Origin of the sequence: Actinoplanes sp. NPDC000266 (genome assembly GCF_042899005.1) — a bacterium.
In the GTDB taxonomy this organism is placed as follows: Bacteria; Actinomycetota; Actinomycetes; order Mycobacteriales; family Micromonosporaceae; genus Actinoplanes.
On the sequence record NZ_JBIAZI010000004.1, the window covers coordinates 448,944 to 469,563 of the forward strand.

15 protein-coding genes are annotated in these 20,620 nt (G+C 71.5%); 10 read left to right on the plus strand and 5 right to left on the minus strand.

Annotation, left to right across the window (positions count from 1 at the left end; genetic code table 11):
• Positions 1–149 precede the first annotated feature (149 nt).
• Both ACFY36_RS18650 and ACFY36_RS18655 read left to right on the plus strand, forming a co-directional pair.
• Entirely contained in the window at positions 150–3,095 is a 2,946-nt protein-coding gene (locus ACFY36_RS18650; RefSeq protein ID WP_499747211.1) for a discoidin domain-containing protein, read from the plus strand.
• Between the two features lie 112 nt (positions 3,096–3,207).
• Positions 3,208–3,759: a DUF305 domain-containing protein gene (locus ACFY36_RS18655; RefSeq protein WP_499747212.1), complete on the plus strand. Its 552-nt coding sequence runs from the start codon at positions 3,208–3,210 to the stop codon at positions 3,757–3,759.
• Between the two features lie 45 nt (positions 3,760–3,804).
• On the opposite strand, the gene ACFY36_RS18660 is transcribed toward ACFY36_RS18655, so the two are convergent.
• Positions 3,805–5,136 (minus strand): DUF1996 domain-containing protein, encoded by a 1,332-nt coding sequence (locus tag ACFY36_RS18660; protein WP_499747560.1) that lies wholly within the window; start codon positions 5,134–5,136, stop codon positions 3,805–3,807.
• 192 nt (positions 5,137–5,328) lie between these two features.
• Between ACFY36_RS18660 and ACFY36_RS18665 the strand changes: the two genes are divergently transcribed.
• Both ACFY36_RS18665 and ACFY36_RS18670 read left to right on the plus strand, forming a co-directional pair.
• On the plus strand, positions 5,329–6,363 hold the full coding sequence (locus ACFY36_RS18665; protein WP_499747213.1) for a LacI family DNA-binding transcriptional regulator: 1,035 nt from the start codon (positions 5,329–5,331) through the stop codon (positions 6,361–6,363).
• 13 nt (positions 6,364–6,376) lie between these two features.
• Positions 6,377–6,898 carry a nucleotidyltransferase domain-containing protein gene (locus ACFY36_RS18670; protein ID WP_499747214.1) on the plus strand — a complete coding sequence of 174 codons (522 nt, stop codon included), beginning with the start codon at positions 6,377–6,379 and terminating at the stop codon, positions 6,896–6,898.
• A gap of 105 nt (positions 6,899–7,003) precedes the next feature.
• Here the strand turns inward: ACFY36_RS18670 and ACFY36_RS18675 are convergent, their stop codons facing one another.
• Entirely contained in the window at positions 7,004–8,104 is a 1,101-nt protein-coding gene (locus ACFY36_RS18675) for a calcium:cation antiporter (RefSeq protein ID WP_499747215.1), read from the minus strand.
• 116 nt (positions 8,105–8,220) lie between these two features.
• Here ACFY36_RS18675 and ACFY36_RS18680 point away from each other — a divergent pair, with 116 nt between their 5' ends.
• Positions 8,221–9,258 (plus strand): glutathione S-transferase family protein, encoded by a 1,038-nt coding sequence (locus tag ACFY36_RS18680; protein ID WP_499747216.1) that lies wholly within the window; start codon positions 8,221–8,223, stop codon positions 9,256–9,258.
• 233 nt (positions 9,259–9,491) lie between these two features.
• Here ACFY36_RS18680 and ACFY36_RS18685 read toward each other — a convergent pair whose 3' ends face one another.
• Entirely contained in the window at positions 9,492–10,196 is a 705-nt protein-coding gene (locus tag ACFY36_RS18685; protein WP_499747217.1) for a MarR family winged helix-turn-helix transcriptional regulator, read from the minus strand.
• A gap of 99 nt (positions 10,197–10,295) precedes the next feature.
• The gene (locus ACFY36_RS18690) at positions 10,296–10,940 is read right to left on the minus strand and encodes a Rossmann-fold NAD(P)-binding domain-containing protein (protein WP_499747218.1); all 645 of its coding nucleotides are present in this window, start codon (positions 10,938–10,940) and stop codon (positions 10,296–10,298) included.
• A gap of 91 nt (positions 10,941–11,031) precedes the next feature.
• Here ACFY36_RS18690 and ACFY36_RS18695 point away from each other — a divergent pair, with 91 nt between their 5' ends.
• From ACFY36_RS18695 to ACFY36_RS18715, 5 genes are all read left to right on the plus strand, one after another.
• The gene (locus ACFY36_RS18695) at positions 11,032–13,803 is read left to right on the plus strand and encodes an SWIM zinc finger family protein (RefSeq protein ID WP_499747219.1); all 2,772 of its coding nucleotides are present in this window, start codon (positions 11,032–11,034) and stop codon (positions 13,801–13,803) included.
• A 106-nt stretch (positions 13,804–13,909) separates the two neighbouring features.
• Positions 13,910–14,971, plus strand: coding sequence for an ATP-binding protein (locus ACFY36_RS18700; protein ID WP_499747220.1), 1,062 nt, complete (start codon positions 13,910–13,912; stop codon positions 14,969–14,971).
• Positions 14,964–17,321 (plus strand): DUF5682 family protein, encoded by a 2,358-nt coding sequence (locus ACFY36_RS18705; protein ID WP_499747221.1) that lies wholly within the window; start codon positions 14,964–14,966, stop codon positions 17,319–17,321. The genes ACFY36_RS18700 and ACFY36_RS18705 overlap by 8 nt, the downstream gene beginning before the upstream one ends.
• A complete protein-coding gene (locus ACFY36_RS18710) occupies positions 17,318–18,541 on the plus strand; it encodes a VWA domain-containing protein (RefSeq protein WP_499747222.1) in 1,224 nt (407 codons plus the stop codon). Before ACFY36_RS18705 ends, ACFY36_RS18710 begins: the two co-directional genes overlap by 4 nt.
• 48 nt (positions 18,542–18,589) lie before the next feature.
• Positions 18,590–19,351 (plus strand): class I SAM-dependent methyltransferase, encoded by a 762-nt coding sequence (locus ACFY36_RS18715; RefSeq protein ID WP_499747223.1) that lies wholly within the window; start codon positions 18,590–18,592, stop codon positions 19,349–19,351.
• Positions 19,352–19,475: 124 nt separating this feature from the next.
• Here the strand turns inward: ACFY36_RS18715 and ACFY36_RS18720 are convergent, their stop codons facing one another.
• Positions 19,476–20,618, minus strand: a complete 1,143-nt coding sequence (locus ACFY36_RS18720; RefSeq protein WP_499747224.1) for a DUF5925 domain-containing protein — start codon at positions 20,616–20,618, stop codon at positions 19,476–19,478.
• Between the last annotated feature and the right edge of the window lie 2 nt (positions 20,619–20,620).

A 20,620-nucleotide genomic window follows, 5' to 3' on the forward strand; every position in this document is an offset into this window, starting at 1 on the left:
GGATCCTACCGTCCCGTCGATGCCGGAAAGCGCTCTCCCACGATCGCGATCCGAGGTCCGGAACCAGCGCGAAGTATTGACACGCGTGAAAGCTCGGGGCAACACTTCGGGCACCGTTGGAGAGCGCTTTCCCATCCCCAGGAGTCCCCTTGCGCACTCACAAAGCCATTCCCCTCGTCCTCCTATCCCTGGTCGCGGCGTTTCTGACCGTGACTCAAGGGCCGGCCCACGCGGCCGACCCCCTGATCTCCCAAGGCCGCCCCACCACCGCCTCCACCCAGGAGACCGGTGACACCGCGGCCGCCAACGCCACCGACGGCAACGCCGGCACGCGCTGGTCGAGCCAGTTCGCCGATCCGCAGTGGCTGCGTGTCGATCTCGGAGCCACCGCCACCATCACCTCGGTGACCCTTCAGTGGGAGGCCGCCTATGGCCGGGCGTACGAAATCCAGACCTCGGCCGACGGCACCACCTGGACCAAGATCTACGGCACGACGCAGGGCGCCGGCGGCACCGAGAACCTCACCGTCAGTGGCACCGGTCGCTACGTCCGCCTTTACGGCACCGCCCGTAACGGCGGCTACGGCTACTCCCTGTGGGAGTTCAAGGTGTACGGCACCACCGGCACCACGCCGCCGCCCACCGACGCCTTCACCACGGTCTGGTCGGACTCGTTCGACGGCACGGCCCTGAACGCCGGCAACTGGCTCGTCCGCACCGGCACCTCCTATCCCGGTGGCGCCGCGAACTGGGGCACCGGATCGGTCGAGACGGCCGCCACCTCGAACGTCACGCTCGACGGCGCCGGCAAGCTCAACATCCGGGCGGTCCGCGACGGCGCCGGCAACTGGACGTCGGGGCGCATCGAGACGCAGCGCACCGACTTCGAACCCCTCGCCGGGCAGCTGACCCGCTTCTCCGCGGTGATCAAGCAGCCGGATGTCGCCAACGCTCTCGGTTACTGGCCGGGCTTCCGGGCCACCGGCGCCGCCTACCGCGGCAACTACACCAACTGGCCGCAGGTCGGCGAGACCGACATCATGACCGACGTCAACGGCCGTAGTCAGCTGGCGCAGACGCTGCACTGCGGGACGGCGCCGGACGGGCCTTGCGGCGAATACAACGGCCGGTCCTCCGGCCTCGCCTCCTGCACCGGCTGCCAGACCGGCTACCACGAGTACTCGCAGGTCATCGACCGCACGAAGACCGACGAGGAGATCCGGTTCTACCTGGACGGCCGCCAGACCTGGGTCGTCCGCGAATCGCAGGTGGGCGTCGCGGCGTGGCAGGCCGCCGTACACCATGGCTTCTTCCTGCGTCTCGACCTGGCCATCGGCGGCTCGCTGCCGAACGCGATCGCCGGCCGCACCACCCCCACCGCCGACACGACCTCCGGCGGCGTCCTCAGCGTCGACTCGGTCAGCGTCGCCCGCGCGACCGGCGCCACGCCCACGCCGATGACCGACCCCGCACTGCCCGCCGGCCCGTCCGTCGTCAAGGTCACCGGCACCCAGGGCAACTGGCGCCTCCAGGTCAACGGGGCCAACTTCCAGGTCAAGGGTCTGACGTACGGGCCACCGCAGGCGGCCGCCGACGGCTACATGCGTGACCTGCGGAACATGGGGGTCAACACCATCCGTACGTGGGGAATCGACGACGCCAACACACCCACGCTGCTCGACCGGGCCGCCCGTCAGGGCATCAAGGTGATCGTCGGGCACTGGCTGAACCAGGGCGCCGACTACGTCAACGACACCGCGTACATGAACTCGGTCAAGGCGGAGATCGTCAACCGCGTCAACACCCTGAAGAACCACCCGGGCGTCCTGATGTGGGACGTCGGCAACGAGGTCATCCTCACCATGCAGGACCACGGCCTCTCGGCGGCCGAGGTCGAGGCCCGCCGCGTCGGCTACGCCAAGTTCGTCAACCAGGTCGCGCAGGCCATCCACGCCGCCGACCCGAACCACCCGGTCACCTCGACCGACGCGTACACCGGGGCCTGGCCCTACTACAAGCAGTACGCCCCCGACCTCGACCTGCTCGCCGTCAACTCGTACGGCGCGATCGGCAACGTCTACAACGACTGGGTCGCCGGGGGCTACACCAAGCCGTACATCGTCACCGAGGCCGGACCGGCCGGCGAGTGGGAAGTGCCGAACGACGTCAACGGCGTCCCGACCGAGCCCACCGACCTGCAGAAACGTGACGGCTACACGAACAGCTGGAACGCGATCAACGCCCATCCGACGGTCGCGCTCGGCGCCACCGAGTTCCACTACGGCCTCGAGAACGACTTCGGCGGCGTCTGGCTCAACACGTTCACCGGCGGCTGGCGCCGGCACGGTTACTACTCGTTGCAGCGCGCCTACACCGGCCAGGCACCGGCCAACACCCCACCCGAGATCACCGCGATGACGGTCCCGACCTCGGTACCGGCGGGCGGCAACCTCTCGGTCGCCGTCAACACCACCGACCCGCAGGGCGACCTGATCCGCTACAACCTGATGTACTCGGAGAAGCACATCACCGGCGCCACCGGCCTGGCCAACGTCACCTTCACCGAGACCGCGCCCGGCACGTTCACCGCCAAGGCCCCCGACAAGCTGGGCGTCTGGAAGATTTATGTGTACGCCTTCGACGGCCACGGCAACGTCGGCATCGAACAGAAGTCGGTCCGCGTGGTCCCCCCGGTCATCCCGGGAACCAACCTGGCCCGCGGCAAGCCCACCACCGCCTCCAGTTATCAGCCCACCGGCACGAACGGACCGCAGCTGCCGTCGTACGCCGTCGACGGTGATTACGGAACGCGATGGGCAAGCGAGTGGGTCGGCTCGGCCTGGTTGCAGGTCGATCTGGGTTCGGTTCAGCCCGTACGCCGCCTCCAGCTGGCCTGGGAGGCCGCCTACGCCACCGGCTATCGCGTGGAGACCTCGACCGACGGCGCCGCCTGGACCCAGATCTACGCCACCAGCAGCGGCGACGGCGGTTTCGACGACCTGACGGTCAACGGCTCGGGCCGCTACGTCCGGGTGACCGGAACCGCCCGGGCCACCGCCTACGGCTATTCGCTGTGGGAGCTCGGCGTCTACTGACGCGTAAGCGATAGACCCCGCCCTCCGCCGATTATCACGGTTAGGGCGGGGTCTCGATCGTTGGATATCGACTCATTGACATACCACCTGGGAAAACGACAGACTCGCCAATGTGAAAGCGATTCCCCGTCTCCTTCTGGCCACCGCCCTCGCCCTGGCCGGCTGTTCCGCGACGGGAGACGCCGCTGAGACCCCCGCTCCCAGCGCCCCGCCCCAGGCCTCGTTCGGCGGAACCGACCTGGCCTGGATCGAGATCAACATCGCGATGGACGAGCAGCTGCTCCCCCTGCTCGAGCTGCCGCCGCGACGTACCGCCGACCCTGACACCCTGGCCCTGACCACACAGGTCAAGGCGTTCACGCAGGCCGAGCTGGGCACGCTGCGCCAGCTGCACACCCGGGCCGGGCTGCCCACCGAGAACCCCCACGAGGGCATGCCGATGCCGGGCATGGTCACGCCGGAGCAGGTCACCGAGGCGTCGAAGCTGGCGGGGCCGGCCTTCGACGAGACCGTCACCAAGCGCATCAAGGAACATCTGGTGCAAAGCCAGAACCTGGCCCGCAGCGAGAGCAAATCCGGGATCGAAGGTCAGACCCGGCAATTGGCCCTGCAAATTCTGCGCACCAGGGAAGTGGCGTTGTCCACAATCAACACCACAGAATGAGAAGGGCACCGAATTTCTGTTATCGGCGCCCTTCTCAGACGTACGTCATCCAAGCTCGTAGTTCTCGTTGAGAGCCGCGCCGCGGTTGGGCTTGTAGAGGTCGAAGCCACGCGGGTCGCATTGCAGGCCGCCGTTGATGCAGTGGGTGGTGAGGGCGGCGAGGGTCGGTGCGTCCCAGGCGTTGAAGACGTCGTAATGGAACGAGTAGCCGCGGCCGCTGGAGAAGCGGACGTTGCGCATGTCGCCGCTGACCGGCCAGGCCATCTTGAACTCGATCATCGGGACGGCGACCGGGTGGTCGGCCGGGCAGACCCCGAGGACCGGGTACGCCATGTGGCTCTTGTGGTCGGGGGTGTCCAGGTGCAGGCCGTCCCAGCAGCTCGGGGCCTGCATGCGGGCGTTGAGCTGGGTGCCGGCCGCGCAGTTGGCGGGAATGTCCCAGTTGAAGGAGCTGTCGCCGCATTCGAAGCCCTCGACGGCGCCGGGGCTGTTCCGGAAGTCGTCGAGGGTGGCCTGCGGGCTGCCGACGACGTAGCGCAGGCCGGCCGGGAACGGCCGCACGCTGCGGTAGTCGATCACGCCGGACTTGTAGTAGATGACCTGCCGGCCGATCGGCTGCACGGCGGTGTCGCCGTTGAGCAGGGTCGGCATCCAGTAGCCGGTCTTGTCACCGGGCGTGATGCACGAGGTGCCACCCGCCTTGAGCGTGGCCAGCGTGGTTCCGGCGTACGTGGTCGTGTTGCCCATGAAGGTGTGTGAGTGCGAGGCGCCCGGCAGGTTGGGGAAGACGATCGGGTCGTCGTTGAGGTTGGAGCGGCTGACCGAGCAGTTGGCCTGGAACTCGTGGTGCGTGGTGGGCGGGTTGGTGTCCGGCGGGACGGCCGTCGACGGGATCACGCCGGTGACCGGCGGATCGGCCATGACGTATCCGGGGCCTCCGGTCGGCGGCGGGCTCGTGTACTGGCCGTACACCTGGAACTCGTACAGCGAGTAGCCGTAGCCGGTGCCGCGTTGCGTTCCGTAGACGCGGACGTAGCGGCCCTGGCCGGTCACCGACAGGGTCTGGGTGCCGCCGGTGGCGTTCGTGGTGCTGTAGATCGTGGTCCAGGCGGCGCCGTCGGCCGAGGTCTGCAGCTGGAAGGCCTTGGCGTACGCCGCCTCCCAGGTGAGCTTGACCGTCGTGACGGTGGCCGTGGAGCCGAGGTCGACGCGCAGCCACTGCGGGTCGGACCAGGCACTTCCCCAGCGGGTGGCCGGGTTGCCGTCGACCGCGGCGGCGGCCGGGGCGCCGCCGTTCTCGGTGGACGAGGCCAGGGTGGGGCGGTTCTGGGAGAGCAGGGTGTCGGCGGCTTCGGCTCGGGGGACGCCGATGAACATGAGGGCCGCGGCCAATAGGGCGGTGGGGATCGCTCTGTGCGGGGTCACAGACTTTCTCCTCTCTTGGAGAGCGCTTTCCGAGTCTGCGCTCCACAGGCATGACCGTCAATGTCCCGCCGGTTCCGGAACCGGGCGGTCATCGCTCGGTTCCGGCGAGAGGGAGAGCGCTCTCCGTGTGCTATAAAGACGGTCATGCGAAGTGGACGGGCCCCGACCCTGGAGGACGTGGCCCGGGTCGCGGGGGTCTCGCGGGCCACGGTCTCCCGCGTGATCAACGGGATTCGCAACGTCGATCCCCAGCTGCACGAGGTGGTGTGGGACGCGGTCGGCCAGACCGGCTACGTGCCGAACAGGCTGGCCCGGTCGCTGGTCACTCGGCGCACGGGCACGGTGGCGCTGGTCGTCTCCGATTCCGAGACCCACGACGACGACCCGTTCATGGGCCGTTTCTTCGCCGATCCGTATTTCGGGCGGGTGGTCGGCGGGCTGATGAGTGTGTTGCGCCGTGAGGGCGTACAGCTGGCTCTGCAGATCGTGGGAACCGACGAGGGAAAGAAGAGGCTGGTCGGCGACCTGCGCAGCGGCCAGGCGGACGGCGCGATCGTGTTGTCGCTGCCGGCGGTCGACCCGCTGCCCGACATGCTGGCGCAGGCCGGCGTGCCCGCCGTCATGATCGGCCGCCCGGCCGAGCCGGTACCGATCGACTACGTCGACCTGGCCAACGACACGGGCGCCGCGATGGCCGCCGAACACCTGCTGTCCCGGGGCTGCCGCCTGGTCGGCATGATCTCCGGCCCGGCCGACGTCCCCGCGAGCAGCGACCGGGTCTCCGGTTTCCGGCGTGCCATGGCCCGTCACGGCCACGGCTGGGTGCCGATGGCCTCGGGCAACTTCACACAGAAGAGCGGAGAGACAGCCATGCGTACGCTGTTGGCCGAGACCCCGGCCCTCGACGGCGTGTTCGTGGCCAACGACTTGATGGCGCTGGGCGCGTTGCTGGCCCTGCGAGAGGCGTCCCGGACGGTACCGGCCGACGTGGCGGTGATCGGCTTCGACGACAGCAGCGCCGCCACGGCCGCGGCCCCACCGTTGACGACGATCCGCCACCCGCTGGAGGACATGGCAGCCGAGGCGGCCCGCATGCTGCTGGCCCGCGTCGAGGAGCCGGCCTTGCGCGTGGCCTCAGTGATCTACGAGCCGTCCCTGGTCCAGCGCGCCTCCGCCTGACCATCCCGTCACCATGGATCGCTACGTCATGCCGGCCGAGGACGCCGTCCGCCTGCTCGACAGCCTGAAGGCAGCCGAGGTGGAGTTCTGCCTTTCCGGCGGTTGGGCGGTGGACGCCTTGCTGCACGAGCAGACCCGCGACCACACCGACCTGGACCTGTTCCTGCCCGCAGCCGACCTGGCCAAGCTGGTCGCAGCGCTGGGCCACCACGGGATCGACAGGATGGCGCCGCGCCCGGACACGAGACCGTGGAACTTCGTCCTGAACGACGGCGCCCACTTACATGTGGACCTGCACATTTACGAGCCGCGACCGGACGGCGCACTCCACTACGGCTCCGCCACAGAGAACTTCTCGTTCCCCGCCGAGGCGTTGACCGGCGAGGGCGAGATCGCGGGCCGGCGGTTCCGCTGCGAGACCCCCGAGTGGTCCGTCCGCTGGCACACGGGCTATCCCCCACGCCCGGCCGACCACCACGACGTGCCCTTGCTGTGCAAACGCTTCAGCTTGGCTCTGCCGGACGGCTTCCACTGACCAGCACCACCGCGAAGAGGCAGCCGCGCGCCATCGCATCACGGGCCGCCGCATCGCAGCCCTCGCATCACGGCCCTCACACCGCGGCCGTCGCGGCGCGTCGCCCTAGGGACTGGCGGCGAGGAACAGGAACGCGGCCAGCAGGGCCAGGTGGACGCCGCCCTGGAGGACGTTGGCCCGGCCGGGGACGATCGTCAGGGTGCCGACGACCACGGTGAGGGCGAGCAGGACCATCTGCGTGCCGCCGAGGCCGAGCAGCAGCGGGCCGGGCAGCCAGATCATCGCGAGGGCGATGGCCGGGATGGTCAGTCCGATGCTCGCCATGGCCGAGCCGATCGCCAGGTTGAGGCTGGTCTGTATGCGGTCGCGGGCAGCGGCCCGGACCGCCGCGATCGTCTCGGGCAGCAGGACCAGCAGGGCGATCACGACGCCGACGACGCCGTTGGGCAGGCCGACGTTCTGCACCGCCGCCTCGATCGACGGCGACACGCCCTTGGCCAGCCCGACGACCGCGACCAGGGCCACCAGCAGCAGGCCGACGCTGATGAGCGCGTCCTGCTTGGTCGGCGGCTCGAGGTGTTCCTCGGCGTCGATCACCTTGCCCGACGTGGTGATCGGGACGAAGTAGTCACGGTGACGCCGTGTCTGCACGGTGACGAACAGCCCCCACAGGGCGATCGAGGCGACCGCCGCGAACGTGAGCTGCGCGGGCGAGAACTGGGGGCCGGGCCGGCTGGTCGTGAAGCTCGGCAGGACGAGACTGAGGGTGGCGATGGTGGCCACGGTGGCGAAGGCGCCGCCGGTGCCCTCGGCGTTGAACACCGCGACGTGCCGGCGGAGCGCGCCGACGAGCAGTGAGAGGCCGAGCAGACCATTACAGGTGATCATCACCGCCGCGAAGACGGTGTCCCGGGCGAGCGACTGTGTCTTCTCCCCGCCACTGATCATCAGCGTGACGATGAGGGCGACCTCGATGATGGTGACCGCGACCGCGAGGACGAGCGACCCGAAGGGTTCACCAACCTTGTGCGCGACCACTTCGGCGTGGTGCACGGCCGCGAGAACAGCGCCGCCGAGGAGCAGCGCGACCACGACGACCACGGGCGGCGGCAGGTCCCGCCCCCACGTGAGCACGAGGGCGGCGATCGCCACGACCGGGACGACGACGGTCCAGTGAGCTAGATAGCTACGAATCTTGGCCTCCATCCGGCAACTTTGCCAGAACGCGTGCTCCCCCGCCGCCCGCGCCGAGATTTCGCCGCCGTGACCGGATTTCGGCGGCTCGCCCTGCGCACCGGCCACCGTCGTCGCAGGATGAGGACATGGCTTACGTGAACCCGTCCGGCGAGTTCAACCGGGACCAGCGGTACATACCGACCCGGATCACCGAGGACGGCCGCGACGGATATCCGGTGGAGCCCGGCCGCTATCGCCTGATCGTCAGCCGCGCCTGCCCGTGGGCGAACCGGGCGATCATCGTGCGGCGCCTGCTCGGCCTCGAGGACGCGCTCTCCATGGGCATCGCCGGCCCGACCCACGACGAGCGCAGCTGGACGTTCGACCTGGACCCGGGCGGGCGCGACCCCGTGCTCGGCATCGAACGCCTCCAGGAGGCCTACTTCGCCCGCTACCCGGATTACGACAAGGGCATCACCGTGCCGGCGATCGTCGACGTGCCGACCGGGCAGGTCGTCACGAACGACTTCGCGCAGATCACCATCGACCTGTCGCTGGAGTGGGCGCGTCACCACCGCACCGGCGCGCCCCAGCTCTACCCGCCGGACCTGCGGGACCAGATCGACAAGATCAACCGGTACGTCTTCGCGGACGTGAACAACGGCGTCTACCGCGCTGGTTTCGCCGGCACGCAGGAGGCCTACGAGAAGGCGTACGCCCGGCTCTTCGCCCGGCTGGACAAGCTGTCGGACCTGCTGGCGAACCAGAGGTACCTGGTCGGCGACACGATCACCGAGGCGGACGTGCGGCTCTTCACGACGCTGGCCCGCTTCGACGCCGCCTACCACGGCCACTTCAAATGCAACCGGAGCAGGCTGACCGAGATGCCGGTGCTCTGGGCGTACGCCAGAGATCTCTTCCAGACGCCCGGCTTCGGCGACACGATCGACTTCATCGACATCAAGAAGCACTACTACGTGGTCCACAAGGACATCAACCCCACCAGAATCGTTCCCGCCGGCCCCGACCTGACTTCCTGGCTGACCGAACACGGCCGCGAAAAGCTGGGCGGCCGCCCCTTCGGCGACGGCACTCCCCCACCACCCCCGAAGCCCACCGAACGCGTCCCCGCCGGACACGGCCCCGACGCCGCCGGGCTCACCCCCGAGTCCGCCACCCCCTGAACGGCGGCCCCCTCGACAACCGGCCCTCTCACAGCCGCCCCTGAACAACCGCCCCTCAACGACCGCCCCTCAACGACCGCCCTCCAACGGCCGCCCCTCGGGCAGCCGCTTTCCCGATGCCGACCGGGCGGCTGCCGACCGGGTAGCCACCGCACCGGCTGCTGCCCGGTGGCAGCCACCCGGTCGAACGTCGAGGGCACGGCGGCCGTGAAGGACCGCGCCGCGCCGGCCGGTCAGGACCGGCCCCGCCCGCGGCCCCGGGCGCCGCGGGCGCCGGCCGGCCCGGTCTCCCGGGCCGGGCCCAGCCACCGCAGGTCGCCGGTGACGCGAGCGCCGCCTGACGCGCGCAACACCTCTCGCAGCAGGTCGTCGAGTTGCCGGAGCTTCTCGGAGGGCAGGTCCTCGAGCAGGCGCTGCTGCTCGGCGAGACCGGCCCCGACGGCCCGCTCGACCACCTCGTAACCCGCCTCGGTCAGGCGGACCAGGACGCCGCGCCGATCGCTCGGCGACGGCAGCCGCTGGACCAGCCCGGCCTTCTCCAGCCGGTCGAGCCGGGCCGTGGTGCCGCCGGTGCTCAGCATCATCGAGGCGGCGAGCTCGCCCGGCGAAAGCTGGAAGGGATCGCCGGCGCGCCGCAGGGTGGCGAGCACGTCGAACTCGGGGCGGCCTATCCCGAATTCGGCATAGGCGCGCTCCAGCCGCTCGCCGGCGATGCGGGAGAGGTTGGCGATCCGGTCGAAGACCGCCATCGCCGTCGTGTCGAGGTCGGGCCGCTCGTGCGCCCACTGGCCGACGATCCGGTCGACCCCGTCATCGGCCGCTGTATCGCCGTCGTCGCCCACACCATGAATGCCCACAGCAGGCGGAGGCGCGAGCGGCTCGTGAGTGAGGTCGCGCCCCGCCGAAAGGTCGTCAGCCAGGTGTTCATCCGTCTCCACCTCACCATTGTCTCGATGTCGAGCTTCTTGACAACGAGAGGCTAGCGGGCTTTTATCTCGATGTCGAGATACTTTCCATCGAGGGAGTCGGCGATGACGTCAGCGAAGGTCCGCGTTCTCCACGATGTGGTCCGGAAAGCCGATCCGGGCCGCCCGCAGCATCGCCTGGCCGACCCGGTCGGTCGTCGTGACATAGCGCGGCGCCATCCGCTGAAGCAGCGGGATGACCGGCCCCACGATCGTGTAGATGGTGTTGTACCAGCCGGTCTTCGACCGTACGCCCCGCGTCGGCTGGATGAGGCCGGGGCGGAAGGCATAGCCGTTGGGCAGCAGATCGATGATCTCCCGCTCGGTACGCCCCTTGACCCGCGCCCACATCTGCCGGCCGCCGGGGTTGGTGCCGGCGCCGGAGACGTACACGAAGGTGGTCTGGGGGTTGATCTCGGCGAAGGTCCGCGCCGCCGCCATCGGATAGTCGTAGGAGATCCGGGCGTAACTCGCCTCGTCCAGGCCCACCGACGACACACCGAGGCAGTAGAAACAGGCGTCGTACCCGCGAAGCTCGTCGCGGATGGGGCTCAGATCGGCGAAATCGTCCAGGCGGGCCTCGCGCAGGCGAGGATGCGAAACCCCGGTGGACGTACGGATCACCGCGAGCACCTGTTCGACGTCCGGCGCGAGCAGGCTCTCCCGCAGGACACCCTGACCGACCATGCCGGTCGCTCCGAAGATCACGACCTTCATCACTTCTCCTTCTCGATCCGCTCGATCATGGCACTCACCAGGGCGATCCAGGGCCGGGAAAACTGTCGTACCCGAGGCCTAGGGTCTTCTCGTGTCCGTTGAACGATGGTCCACCGCCCAGGTCGAGACGCTCGCCCCCGACGCCGCCTCGCTCAAGGCCGGGCGCGGCCTCTCCGCGCCCTTGTCCTGGTCGGCGACCGGGCGGCTCGACGACATCCTCTGGGGACAGTGCCGCGGCTATCAGGTGTGCGTCGACCTGACCGGCCCGGCGTACCGGTGTTCCTGCCCCAGCCGCAAGATCCCCTGTAAGCATGCCCTGGGCCTGCTCATGCTCTGGGCCGACACCGGCGTGGCGACCGCGCCGGCGCCCGACTTCGCCCATGAGTGGCAGGCCGCCCGGGCCGCGAAGGCCACGGCCAGACCCCGGGCCGCCGCGACTCCCGACCCGGCCGCCGCGGCCAAGCGGGCCGAGCAGCGCGCCGAGCGGGTGGCCGGCGGCATGACCGAGCTTCGCCGCTGGCTCGACGACCAGATACGGCAGGGCCTGGCCGGCGCTCAGCGAGCGGGACACCAGCCGTTCGAGGCGATGGCCGCCCGCCTGGTCGACGCGCAGGCGCCCACCGCGGCGAGCGCGGTGCGCCGCCTCGGCACCGTCGCCGGCATCGGGCCGCACTGGGCCGACCGTCTGCTCGGCGAGCTGGCCCTGCTCCGCCTGCTGGTCACCGGATACGACCGGATCGCCGAGCTGCCGCCCGAGCTGGCCGCCACGGTGCGCACCCGCATCGGCTTCCCGATCGCCACCGAGGACGTTCTGGCCGGCCCCCGCGTCACCGACCGCTGGCAGGTGCTCGGCCAGGTCGAGGTCGACGACGGGGCGCTGACCACGCGGCGCACGTGGCTGCGCGGATCGCGGGGCCGCTTCGCGCTGGTTCTCTCGTTCGCCGCGCCCGGCCAGCCGCTCACCTCCGACCTGGTGCCGGGCACGGAGTTCCGGGGCGAGCTGGCGTTCTATCCGGGCGCCGCTCCGCTCCGCGCGCTCGTCGCCGGCCGCGACAGCGCGGCCGAGCCGTTCGGCGTGGCCGAGGGCGCGACGACGATCGCCGACGCGCTGGTGGGTTACAGCACCACGGTCGCCGCCGAGCCCTGGCGGTTCGACGCTCCCGTCCTGCTCGACGGCGTCGTCCCCAGTGACGACGGCTGGCTGGTCGACGCGACCGGCGACGCGCTGCCGCTGGCGCCCGGCCACAGTGAGCCGTGGTGGTTGCTCGCGGCGGCCGGTGGCCGGCCCGCGGCCGTCGCCGCCGAGTGGTCTCCCGCCGGTCTGCGCCCGCTCGCCGCATGGGCCGAGGGCGCCTTCGTGGCCGCCGGGTCGCCCCTGCCCACCGCCGGCGCTCCCCGGCGGCCCGAGCTGCCGCCCGAGCTGCTCGCGGCGGCGCTGGTCGGGACCAACCGTCGTCCGTGGACCAGCGACTCCACACTGCTCGACGCGGCCGCCGTCGCGCTCACCCGGCGGCGGGCCGGCGTCCGGCCCGCCACCGGTCACACAGGTGTGCCCGCCGCGCCGGCCGAGACCACGGCCGCTCTTCCCGGTCCGGCCGGCACGAGGCTGATGCGCATCCTCGGCGAGGGCGTGCCCGGCGGCGCCCAGCTCGCGCAGGAACTGCTGAGCCAGTGGCTCGCGGCCGCGCGCGACCTCGGCGCCCACGTCCCACCGGTCGCTCTGCCGGCGCTGCTCGACGCCGGGCGCCGCAACTCGATCATCCGGCCCGCGCTGGCCCGGGTCGCCGGCGCGCGGGGTGTGTGGCTGGCCGGCATGCGCGACGAGTGGCGGTGGCTGCGCGACGAGGCACAGGCCCCGTCGTCCGCCGCGGCCTTCGACTGGCAGACGGGCAGTTCCGGTGAGCGGCTCGGCCACCTGACCACGCTGCGGCGCAGCGATCCCGGGCGTGCCCGCGAGCTCGTGGAGAGCACGTGGTCCCAGGATTCCTCCGACGACCGGGCGCGCTTCGTCGGCGCGCTCGCCACCGGCCTGTCCCCGGCCGACGATCCGTTCCTCGAGCAGGCCCTCGACGATCGGCGCAAAGAGGTGCGCGAGGCCGCTCTCGAAATGCTGCGCCGCCTGCCCGGCTCCGGTCTGCGTGACCGGATGGCGCAGCGGGCCCGGGCCGCCGTGCGGCGGGAGCGCCGCGTGATCGGGTCCGACCGGTTGATCGTCACCCCGCCCGAGGAGCTCGACCCGGGCCTGCGGCGTGACGGCGTGGCGTCCACGCCGGCACGGGGCATAGGCGTGAGCGCCTGGCTGCTCGAGGAGATCGTCGCCGGGGCGCCGCTGGACACGTGGTCCGACCCCGCCACGATGCTGCGGCTCGCTCGCGGCAACGACTGGGAGTCCCCGCTTGTGCACGGCTGGGCCAAGGCCGCCGTGGCTCAGGAGGAGGTCGGCTGGGCGACCGTCCTGCTCAACGAGGTCGGCGGGACGCTGCGCGAGTCGGTGCGGTGGGACCTTCATCTGGTGCTGCCGGCCGCCGAGCTGGGCCGGCTCGCGGCCGACGCGCTGCGCCGCGAGGATCCGATGGCCAACCGGCTCCTCGCGATCCATCCGGGCCGGTGGCCCGACGAGCTGTCGGTCGCCGTTCTCGAGACGATCGCCCATCGTGCCCGCAACGACCGGCACAGCTGGCAGCTGGGCGAGTTGTGCCGGGCGGCGGCGCTGGCCATGCCACCGGCGTACGCGGATCTGGTGGGCCGTCTCGCCCTTCAGCTCGACCAGGAACCGGCCGACGCGTCCCGCGTCCGGCCGGTCGCCGACCTGGCCCGCACGCTGACTTTCCGCCAGGAGATGTTCGACGAATTGAAGACGTGAAACCGAGATCCACAGCGGAGTTTTTGTCAGAGGTGGCCAGTAGCGTTCGGTTCAGGCGAAGCATCGGAAGACCGGCCGGACGGGCCGCCAGATTTGAGGAGTTCGAGTGACCGCACTGCGCCCGCACGCCGAGGACCAGTACGCCGAGGAACTGGCTCTGCTCGCCTCCACCGACGACCGTCCCCGGCCGCCCGGCTGGCGGCTGTCGCCGCAGGCCGTGGTGACGTACCTGCTCGGCGACGGCGCGAAGATCACCCCGAAGTACGTGGGTCCCCGCCGCCTCATGGAGGTGGCGGTGTCCACCCTGGTCACCGATCGTGCGCTGCTGCTGCTCGGCGTGCCCGGCACGGCCAAGACGTGGGTCTCGGAGCATCTGGCCGCCGCCATCTCGGGCGACTCGACGTTGCTGGTTCAGGGCACCGCCGGCACGGCCGAGGAGGCGATCCGCTACGGGTGGAACTACGCCCGGCTGCTGGCCGAGGGCCCGACCGACGCGGCGCTGGTTCCGAGCCCGGTCATGCGGGCGATGCGGACCGGCGCGATCGCCCGGCTCGAGGAGCTGACCCGCGTGCCGTCCGACGTGCAGGACGCGCTGATCACCATCCTCTCCGAGAAGACGCTGCCGGTGCCCGAGCTCAACACCGAGGTGCAGGCCGAGCGTGGCTTCAACTTGATCGCTACGGCCAACGACCGCGACCGCGGGGTCAACGAGCTCTCGAGCGCGCTGCGCCGCCGTTTCAACACCGTGGTGCTGCCGGTACCGGCGTCGGCCGACGACGAGGTCGAGATCGTGGCCCGGCGGGTGGAGCAGCTCGGCCGTTCGCTCGACCTGCCCGAGGTGCCGGCCGCGATCGAGGAGATCCGCCGGGTCGTGACCGTCTTCCGCGAGCTGCGCAGCGGCCTCACCGAGGACGGCCGCACCAAGCTGAAATCACCCACCGGCACCCTCTCCACGGCCGAGGCGATCTCGGTCATCACGAACGGGATGGCGCTGGCCGCCCACTTCGGCGACGGCCGCCTGCACCCGGGCGACGTGGCCGCCGGCATCGTCGGTGCCGTGGTCAAAGACCCGGTCTCCGACGGCGTCGTCTGGCGCGAATACCTCGAGACCGTCGTGCGTGAGCGGGCCGACTGGCGAGACTTCTACCGGGCCGCCCGCGATGCCTGAGCGGCTCTACGGCATCCGTCACCACGGCCCCGGATCGGCGCGGGCCGTGGTGCAGGAGCTCGCCCGGCAGCGCCCCGACGTGCTGCTGGTCGAGGGCCCGCCGGAGGCCGACGGGCTGGTGCGGTGGGTGGCCGACAACGGGCTCGAGCCACCGGTCGCGCTGCTCGGTTACGCGGCCGACGATCCGCGCCGGGCGGCGTTCTGGCCGTTCGCCGTCTTCTCCCCGGAGTGGCAGGCGATCCGCTGGGCGGTCGAACACGACGTTCCCGTCCGCTTCTTCGACCTCCCCTTCGCCTACCGCCTGACCGGCGGCCCTGAGCCGGCAGCGTCCGGCGACGCGGAGCCGGAAGCGTCGGGCGACGCGGAGCCGGTGCCGGGCGACCATGCAGTGGAGGCCGGGCCCGGCGGCGAGGCCGGGCCGCGGCGGCCCGTCGATCCGATCGGGGAGCTGGCCGCGGCGGCCGGATACGACGATCCGGAGCGCTGGTGGGAGGACGTCGTCGAGCATCGGGGCATGCCGGCGTTCGAGGCGATCGCCGAGGCGATGACCGCGATCCGGGACAGCTCTCCCGAGGACCCGGACGATCTGGTGCGCGAGGCCTACATGCGCACGGTCCTGCGCGAGACGCGGAAGAAGTACGAGGAGATCGCCGTCGTGTGCGGCGCCTGGCACGTGCCCGCGCTGGCCCGCAAGGTCGCGCTGAAGGACGATGCCGCGCTGCTCAAGGGGCGGCGGAAAGCCAAGGTCGACTTCACCTGGGTCCCGTGGACGTACGGGCGGCTGGCCTCCTGGTCCGGCTATGGCGCCGGGGTGCGGTCGCCGGGGTGGTACCACCATTTGTTCTCCTCGGCCGACGAGGTCGTGCCGCGGTGGCTGGTCGACGCGGCCGGCGTGCTGCGGGCCGAGGGGGTTCCGACCTCGTCCGCCCATGTCATCGAGGCGGCGCGGCTGGCCGAGGCGCTCGCGACCATGCGCGGGCGGCCGCTGGCGGGGCTGGCCGAGGTCACCGAGGCGGCCGAGGCGGTGATGTGCGACGGTGAGCCGCTGCGGGTGGAGCTGATCAACCGCAAGCTCGTGGTCGGCGAGCGGCTCGGCGCGGTGCCCGACGACATGCCGTCCGTGCCGCTGGCCAAAGATCTCGCCGCGCAGCAGCGGGCGGCCCGGCTGAAGCCGGAGGCGCTGGAACGCGCCCTCGATCTCGACCTGCGCAAGGAGACCGACCTGCGGCGCAGCCGTCTGCTGCACAGGCTGCGCACGTTCGACGTGCCGTGGGGAGAGCCCACCGCCACCCGGCGGGGCACCGGCACGTTCCGCGAGGAGTGGCGGCTGCGGTGGCAGCCGGAGTTCGCCATCCGCCTGGTCGAGGGCAGCATGTACGGCACCACGGTGGCCGCCGCGGCCACAGCCAAGGTGGTGCGGGCCGCCGACCGGGCGGAGACTCTGGCCGACGTGACGGCGCTGGTCGAGACCTGCCTGCTGGCCGACCTGGCCGAGGCCTATCCGCAGGTGCTGGCGGCGCTCGACGTGCGGGCCGCCCTCGACGCCGACATCAACCATCTGATGGCGGCGATCCCGGCGCTGGCCCGCACGCTCCGCTACGGCGACGTGCGCCGGACCGACGTGGCCGGGCTCGCCACCGTGACGGCGAGCCTGCTCGGCCGGGTCTGCGCCGGGCTGCCGTCGGCCGTCGGCTCGCTCTCGGACGAGGCCGCCAAACTGCTGCGCGACCGGATCGACGGGGTGCACGCGGCGGTGGGCCTGCTCGAGGACGCCGAGTTGCGGGAGCGCTGGGTGTCCACGCTCGAGTCCGTGGCCGGGCGGGCCGACCTGCACGGGCTGCTCGCCGGGCGGCTCACCCGGCTGCTGCTCGACGCGGGGCGGCTCGACGGCGCCGAGGTGCGCCGCCGCCTGCGGCTGCCGTTGACCGTGGGCACGCCGCCGGCGCACGGGGCGGCCTGGGTGGAGGGCTTCCTGTCCGGCGGCGGGCTGCTGCTCGTGCACGACGAGGCGCTGCTGGGGCTGCTCGACGACTGGCTCGCCGACATCCCGGCCGACGCCTTCGACGACGTGCTGCCGCTGCTGCGGCGGACCTTCGGCGCGTTCGACGCGGGCGAACGGCGCGCGATCGGCGAGCGGGTGGCCGGCCCCCGGGCCGCGCCCGAGACCGAGGCGGGCGGCCTCGGCTTCGACCCGGAGAGAGCCGATCTCGCCCTGCCCACACTCGCCGCGCTCCTGGGCCACGAGATCAGCCCAGGCGGCGCGATCGCCACAGGCCCCGAGAACAGCTCGGGCAGCGCGATCGCCACGGCTCACGAAACTGGCGTACACGCGGGCGGGGAGGTCCGATGAGCAGCAGCGAGGACACGACCGAAGCGGGCGCCGTCGATCCGGCCAAGCGAGAGCGGCTGCGGCGCTGGCGGATGGTGCTCGGCGGTACGGCCGAGGATGCTTTGGGCAAAGCCGAAGGGCGTGACGGCGCCATGGACTCGGCGCTGGCCGCCCTCTACGACGCCGGCGGGGCCGACGGTGAGGGTGAGCGGAGCGGCAAGCGGTCGGCCGGCCTGGGCAGTTCGGCGCCGAAGGTGGCTCGGTGGCTCGGCGACATCCGCGAATACTTCCCCAGCACCGTCGTGCAGGTCATGCAGTCCGACGCGATCGAACGGCTCGATCTGACCCGGCTGCTGCTCGAGCCCGAGATGCTCGCCGCCGTCGAGCCGGACGTGCACCTGGTCGGCACGCTGCTCTCGCTCAACCGTGTGATGCCCGACAAGACCAAGGACGCCGCGCGCCAGGTCGTCCGTACGGTGGTCGAGCAGTTGGAGAAACGCATCGCGCAGCAGACCCGCGCGGCGGTCAGCGGCGCCCTCAACCGGGCCGCCCGGATCAACCGGCCCAAGCACGCCGACATTGACTGGGACCGGACCATCCGGGCCAACCTCAAGCACTACCAGGCCGAGCACCGCACGGTGATTCCCGAGCGGCTGATCGGCTACGGCCGGCGGACCACAGCCGTACAGCGTGATGTCGTGCTCTGTGTCGACCAGTCGGGGTCGATGGCGGCGTCCGTGGTGTTCTCGGGAGTGTTCGCCGCGGTGCTCGCTTCGATGCAGTCCCTGCGTACGTCGCTCGTCGTCTTCGACACGGCGGTCGTCGACCTCACCGATCAGCTCGACGATCCGGTCGAGGTCCTCTTCGGCACCCAGCTCGGCGGCGGCACCGACATCAACCGGGCCATCGCCTACAGCCAGCAACTGATCACCCGGCCCCGGGACAGCATCTTCGTGCTGATCAGCGACCTGTACGAGGGTGGCGTACGGGAGCAGATGCTGCGCCGGGTCGCGGAGATGACCGCGGCCGGTGTGCAGGTGGTCGTGCTGCTCGCGCTCTCCGACGAGGGGGCGCCGGCGTACGACCACGAGAACGCGGCGGCGCTGGCCGCGCTCGGGGTGCCGGCTTTCGCCTGTACGCCGGACGCGTTCCCGGATCTCATGGCCGCGGCGATCGAGCGGCGCGACCTGAAGGCCTTCGCCGAGCGCCTCACGGACGAGCGGAAGGCGGGTGGTCGATGACGTGGGAACGGGTTGTGAGCGCCGGTCGCGGTAACTAGCGTTAGGGCCATGAGTGCTTACTTGAGCAACCCGCGCGTGTGGCAGGAAAGCTGGGACCGGCAGCAGGAAGCGTTCATGCCCGACCGGGAGGAACGGTTCCGGGCGATGCTCGACGCGGTCGCGGCGGTCACCGGCGGGAAGCCGCCGAAGGTGCTCGATCTGGCCGGCGGCACCGGCACGATCTCGCTGCGGGCGCTGGCGCGGTTCCCGGGGGCGACGGTGACGGTGCTCGACCAGGATCCGGTGCTGCTGGCCATCGCCGGTGCGACGCTGCGGGAACAGGCGACCATCGTCGACGCCGACCTCAGCGACGCCGGGTGGCGGGCGAAGCTGCCGGAGGAAGGGTACGACGCGGTGCTGACCGCGACGGCCCTGCACTGGTTGCCGGCCGAGCGGGTGGCCACGCTGTACGGGGAGATCCGGGAGGTGCTGCGGCCGGGCGGCGTCTTCGTGAACGCCGACCACATGCCGGAGGACTCGCTGCCGACGCTGTCGGAGCGGCTGCGCGATCAGGCCCGGGAGTTGCGCGAGGCGCGCTACGCGACGGGAGCGGCGACATCCTGGGGTGACTGGTGGGCGGCCGCGGCGGCCGACGAGTTCCTCGCGCCCAAGGCGGTCGAGCGCGAGCGGATCTACCCGGCGGCGCGCCACAGCCACGAGTGGACGCCGCCGGCGCTGTGGCACGTCGACGCCCTGCGCGTGGCCGGCTACACGGAGGCCGGCATCCTGTGGCGCGGCGGCACCGACGCCGCCATCGTCGGCCTGCGCTGACGACAGAGGCCGGCGGGCGGCGCTGACGGCGGGACGGCGCTGACGGCGGGCGGTGCCGACGGCGGCGGGACGGCAGGGCCGGCGGGCGGCGGCGGGACGGCAGGGCCGGCGGCCGTGGGGCCGGCTACAGGTACATGCCCGTGGCCGGCTCCGACTTCGGGACCGTCACGGGCTCGGTGCCGGCCTTGAGGGCGTACAGCTCGGCCAAAGTCGCGCCCGACGGGCCGATGCCTCGGGACGTGCCGAGCCAGGCCACGGCCTCGTTGTACGGGAGGCGGCCCACCTCGATGCTGGCCAGGCAGCGGCCCGGGCGGACCACAGCGGGGTGCAGGGAGGCCAGGTCCTCGTTCGTGGTGATGGCGATCAAGGCGTTGCGGCCCTGTCCGAGCAGGCCGTCGGTCAGGTTCAGCAAGCGGGACAGGGACTGGCCGGCGCTGGCCTTGGCCTCGCCGCTGATCAGTTCGTCGCAGTCCTCCAGCATCAGCAGGCGCCAGCGCGGCTCGTCCTCGTCGTCGCTGCCCAGGGCCACGCTCATCAGGTAGGCCGGGTCGCTGAACAGGCGCTCGGGATCGAGGACGCAGTCGACCTGGCACCAGCTCCGCCACTGCTGGGCCAGCGCGCGCAGCGCCGTCGTCTTTCCGGTTCCCGGCTCGCCGTGCAGCAGCAGGAGGCGGCCGTTGACCGCCGTGCCGTCCAGCGCCATCAGCTTCTCGAGAGTCCTGGTCACCGGGCCGGCGTAGTTCGCGGAGATCTTCGCCCACGGGGCGGCGTCGATCTCGCGCTGGACGCGGCGCGGGCCGTGCGGGCCGAAGTGCCAGAAGCCGATCGGCACGCTGTCGCTTGCCGGGGCCGGCTCCTCGACCGCGTTCTTCGTGGCCGCCTCGAGCACCGTCTCGGCCAGCTCGGCCGTGATCGCGGTGACCGTCACTCGGGCCCGGCGGCTCTGCTTCCAGCGGGTGACGTGCAGCGTCCATCCCTCGCCGACCGACAGGCGGCCCTGACCGTCCTCGTCGACCGCGTCGCGGATCACCCGCGCGCCCTCCGCGGTCAGCGGGGCGTCGGTCTTCACGTTCTCCAGGTAGCGGCTGCGCCCGAACGGCTCCCGGCCGGTCACGAAGCCGTCCAGCGCCAGCAGATCCACCACGTCGACGAGGCGATCGCCGTCGTCCACCGCCCCGGCCAGGGGCAGCGGCGCGGCGACGGCCGGCACGGCGGCAGCCTCGTGCCGGGTACCGAGCCGGTCGACGGCCTGGTGGGGAGTGCGCATCA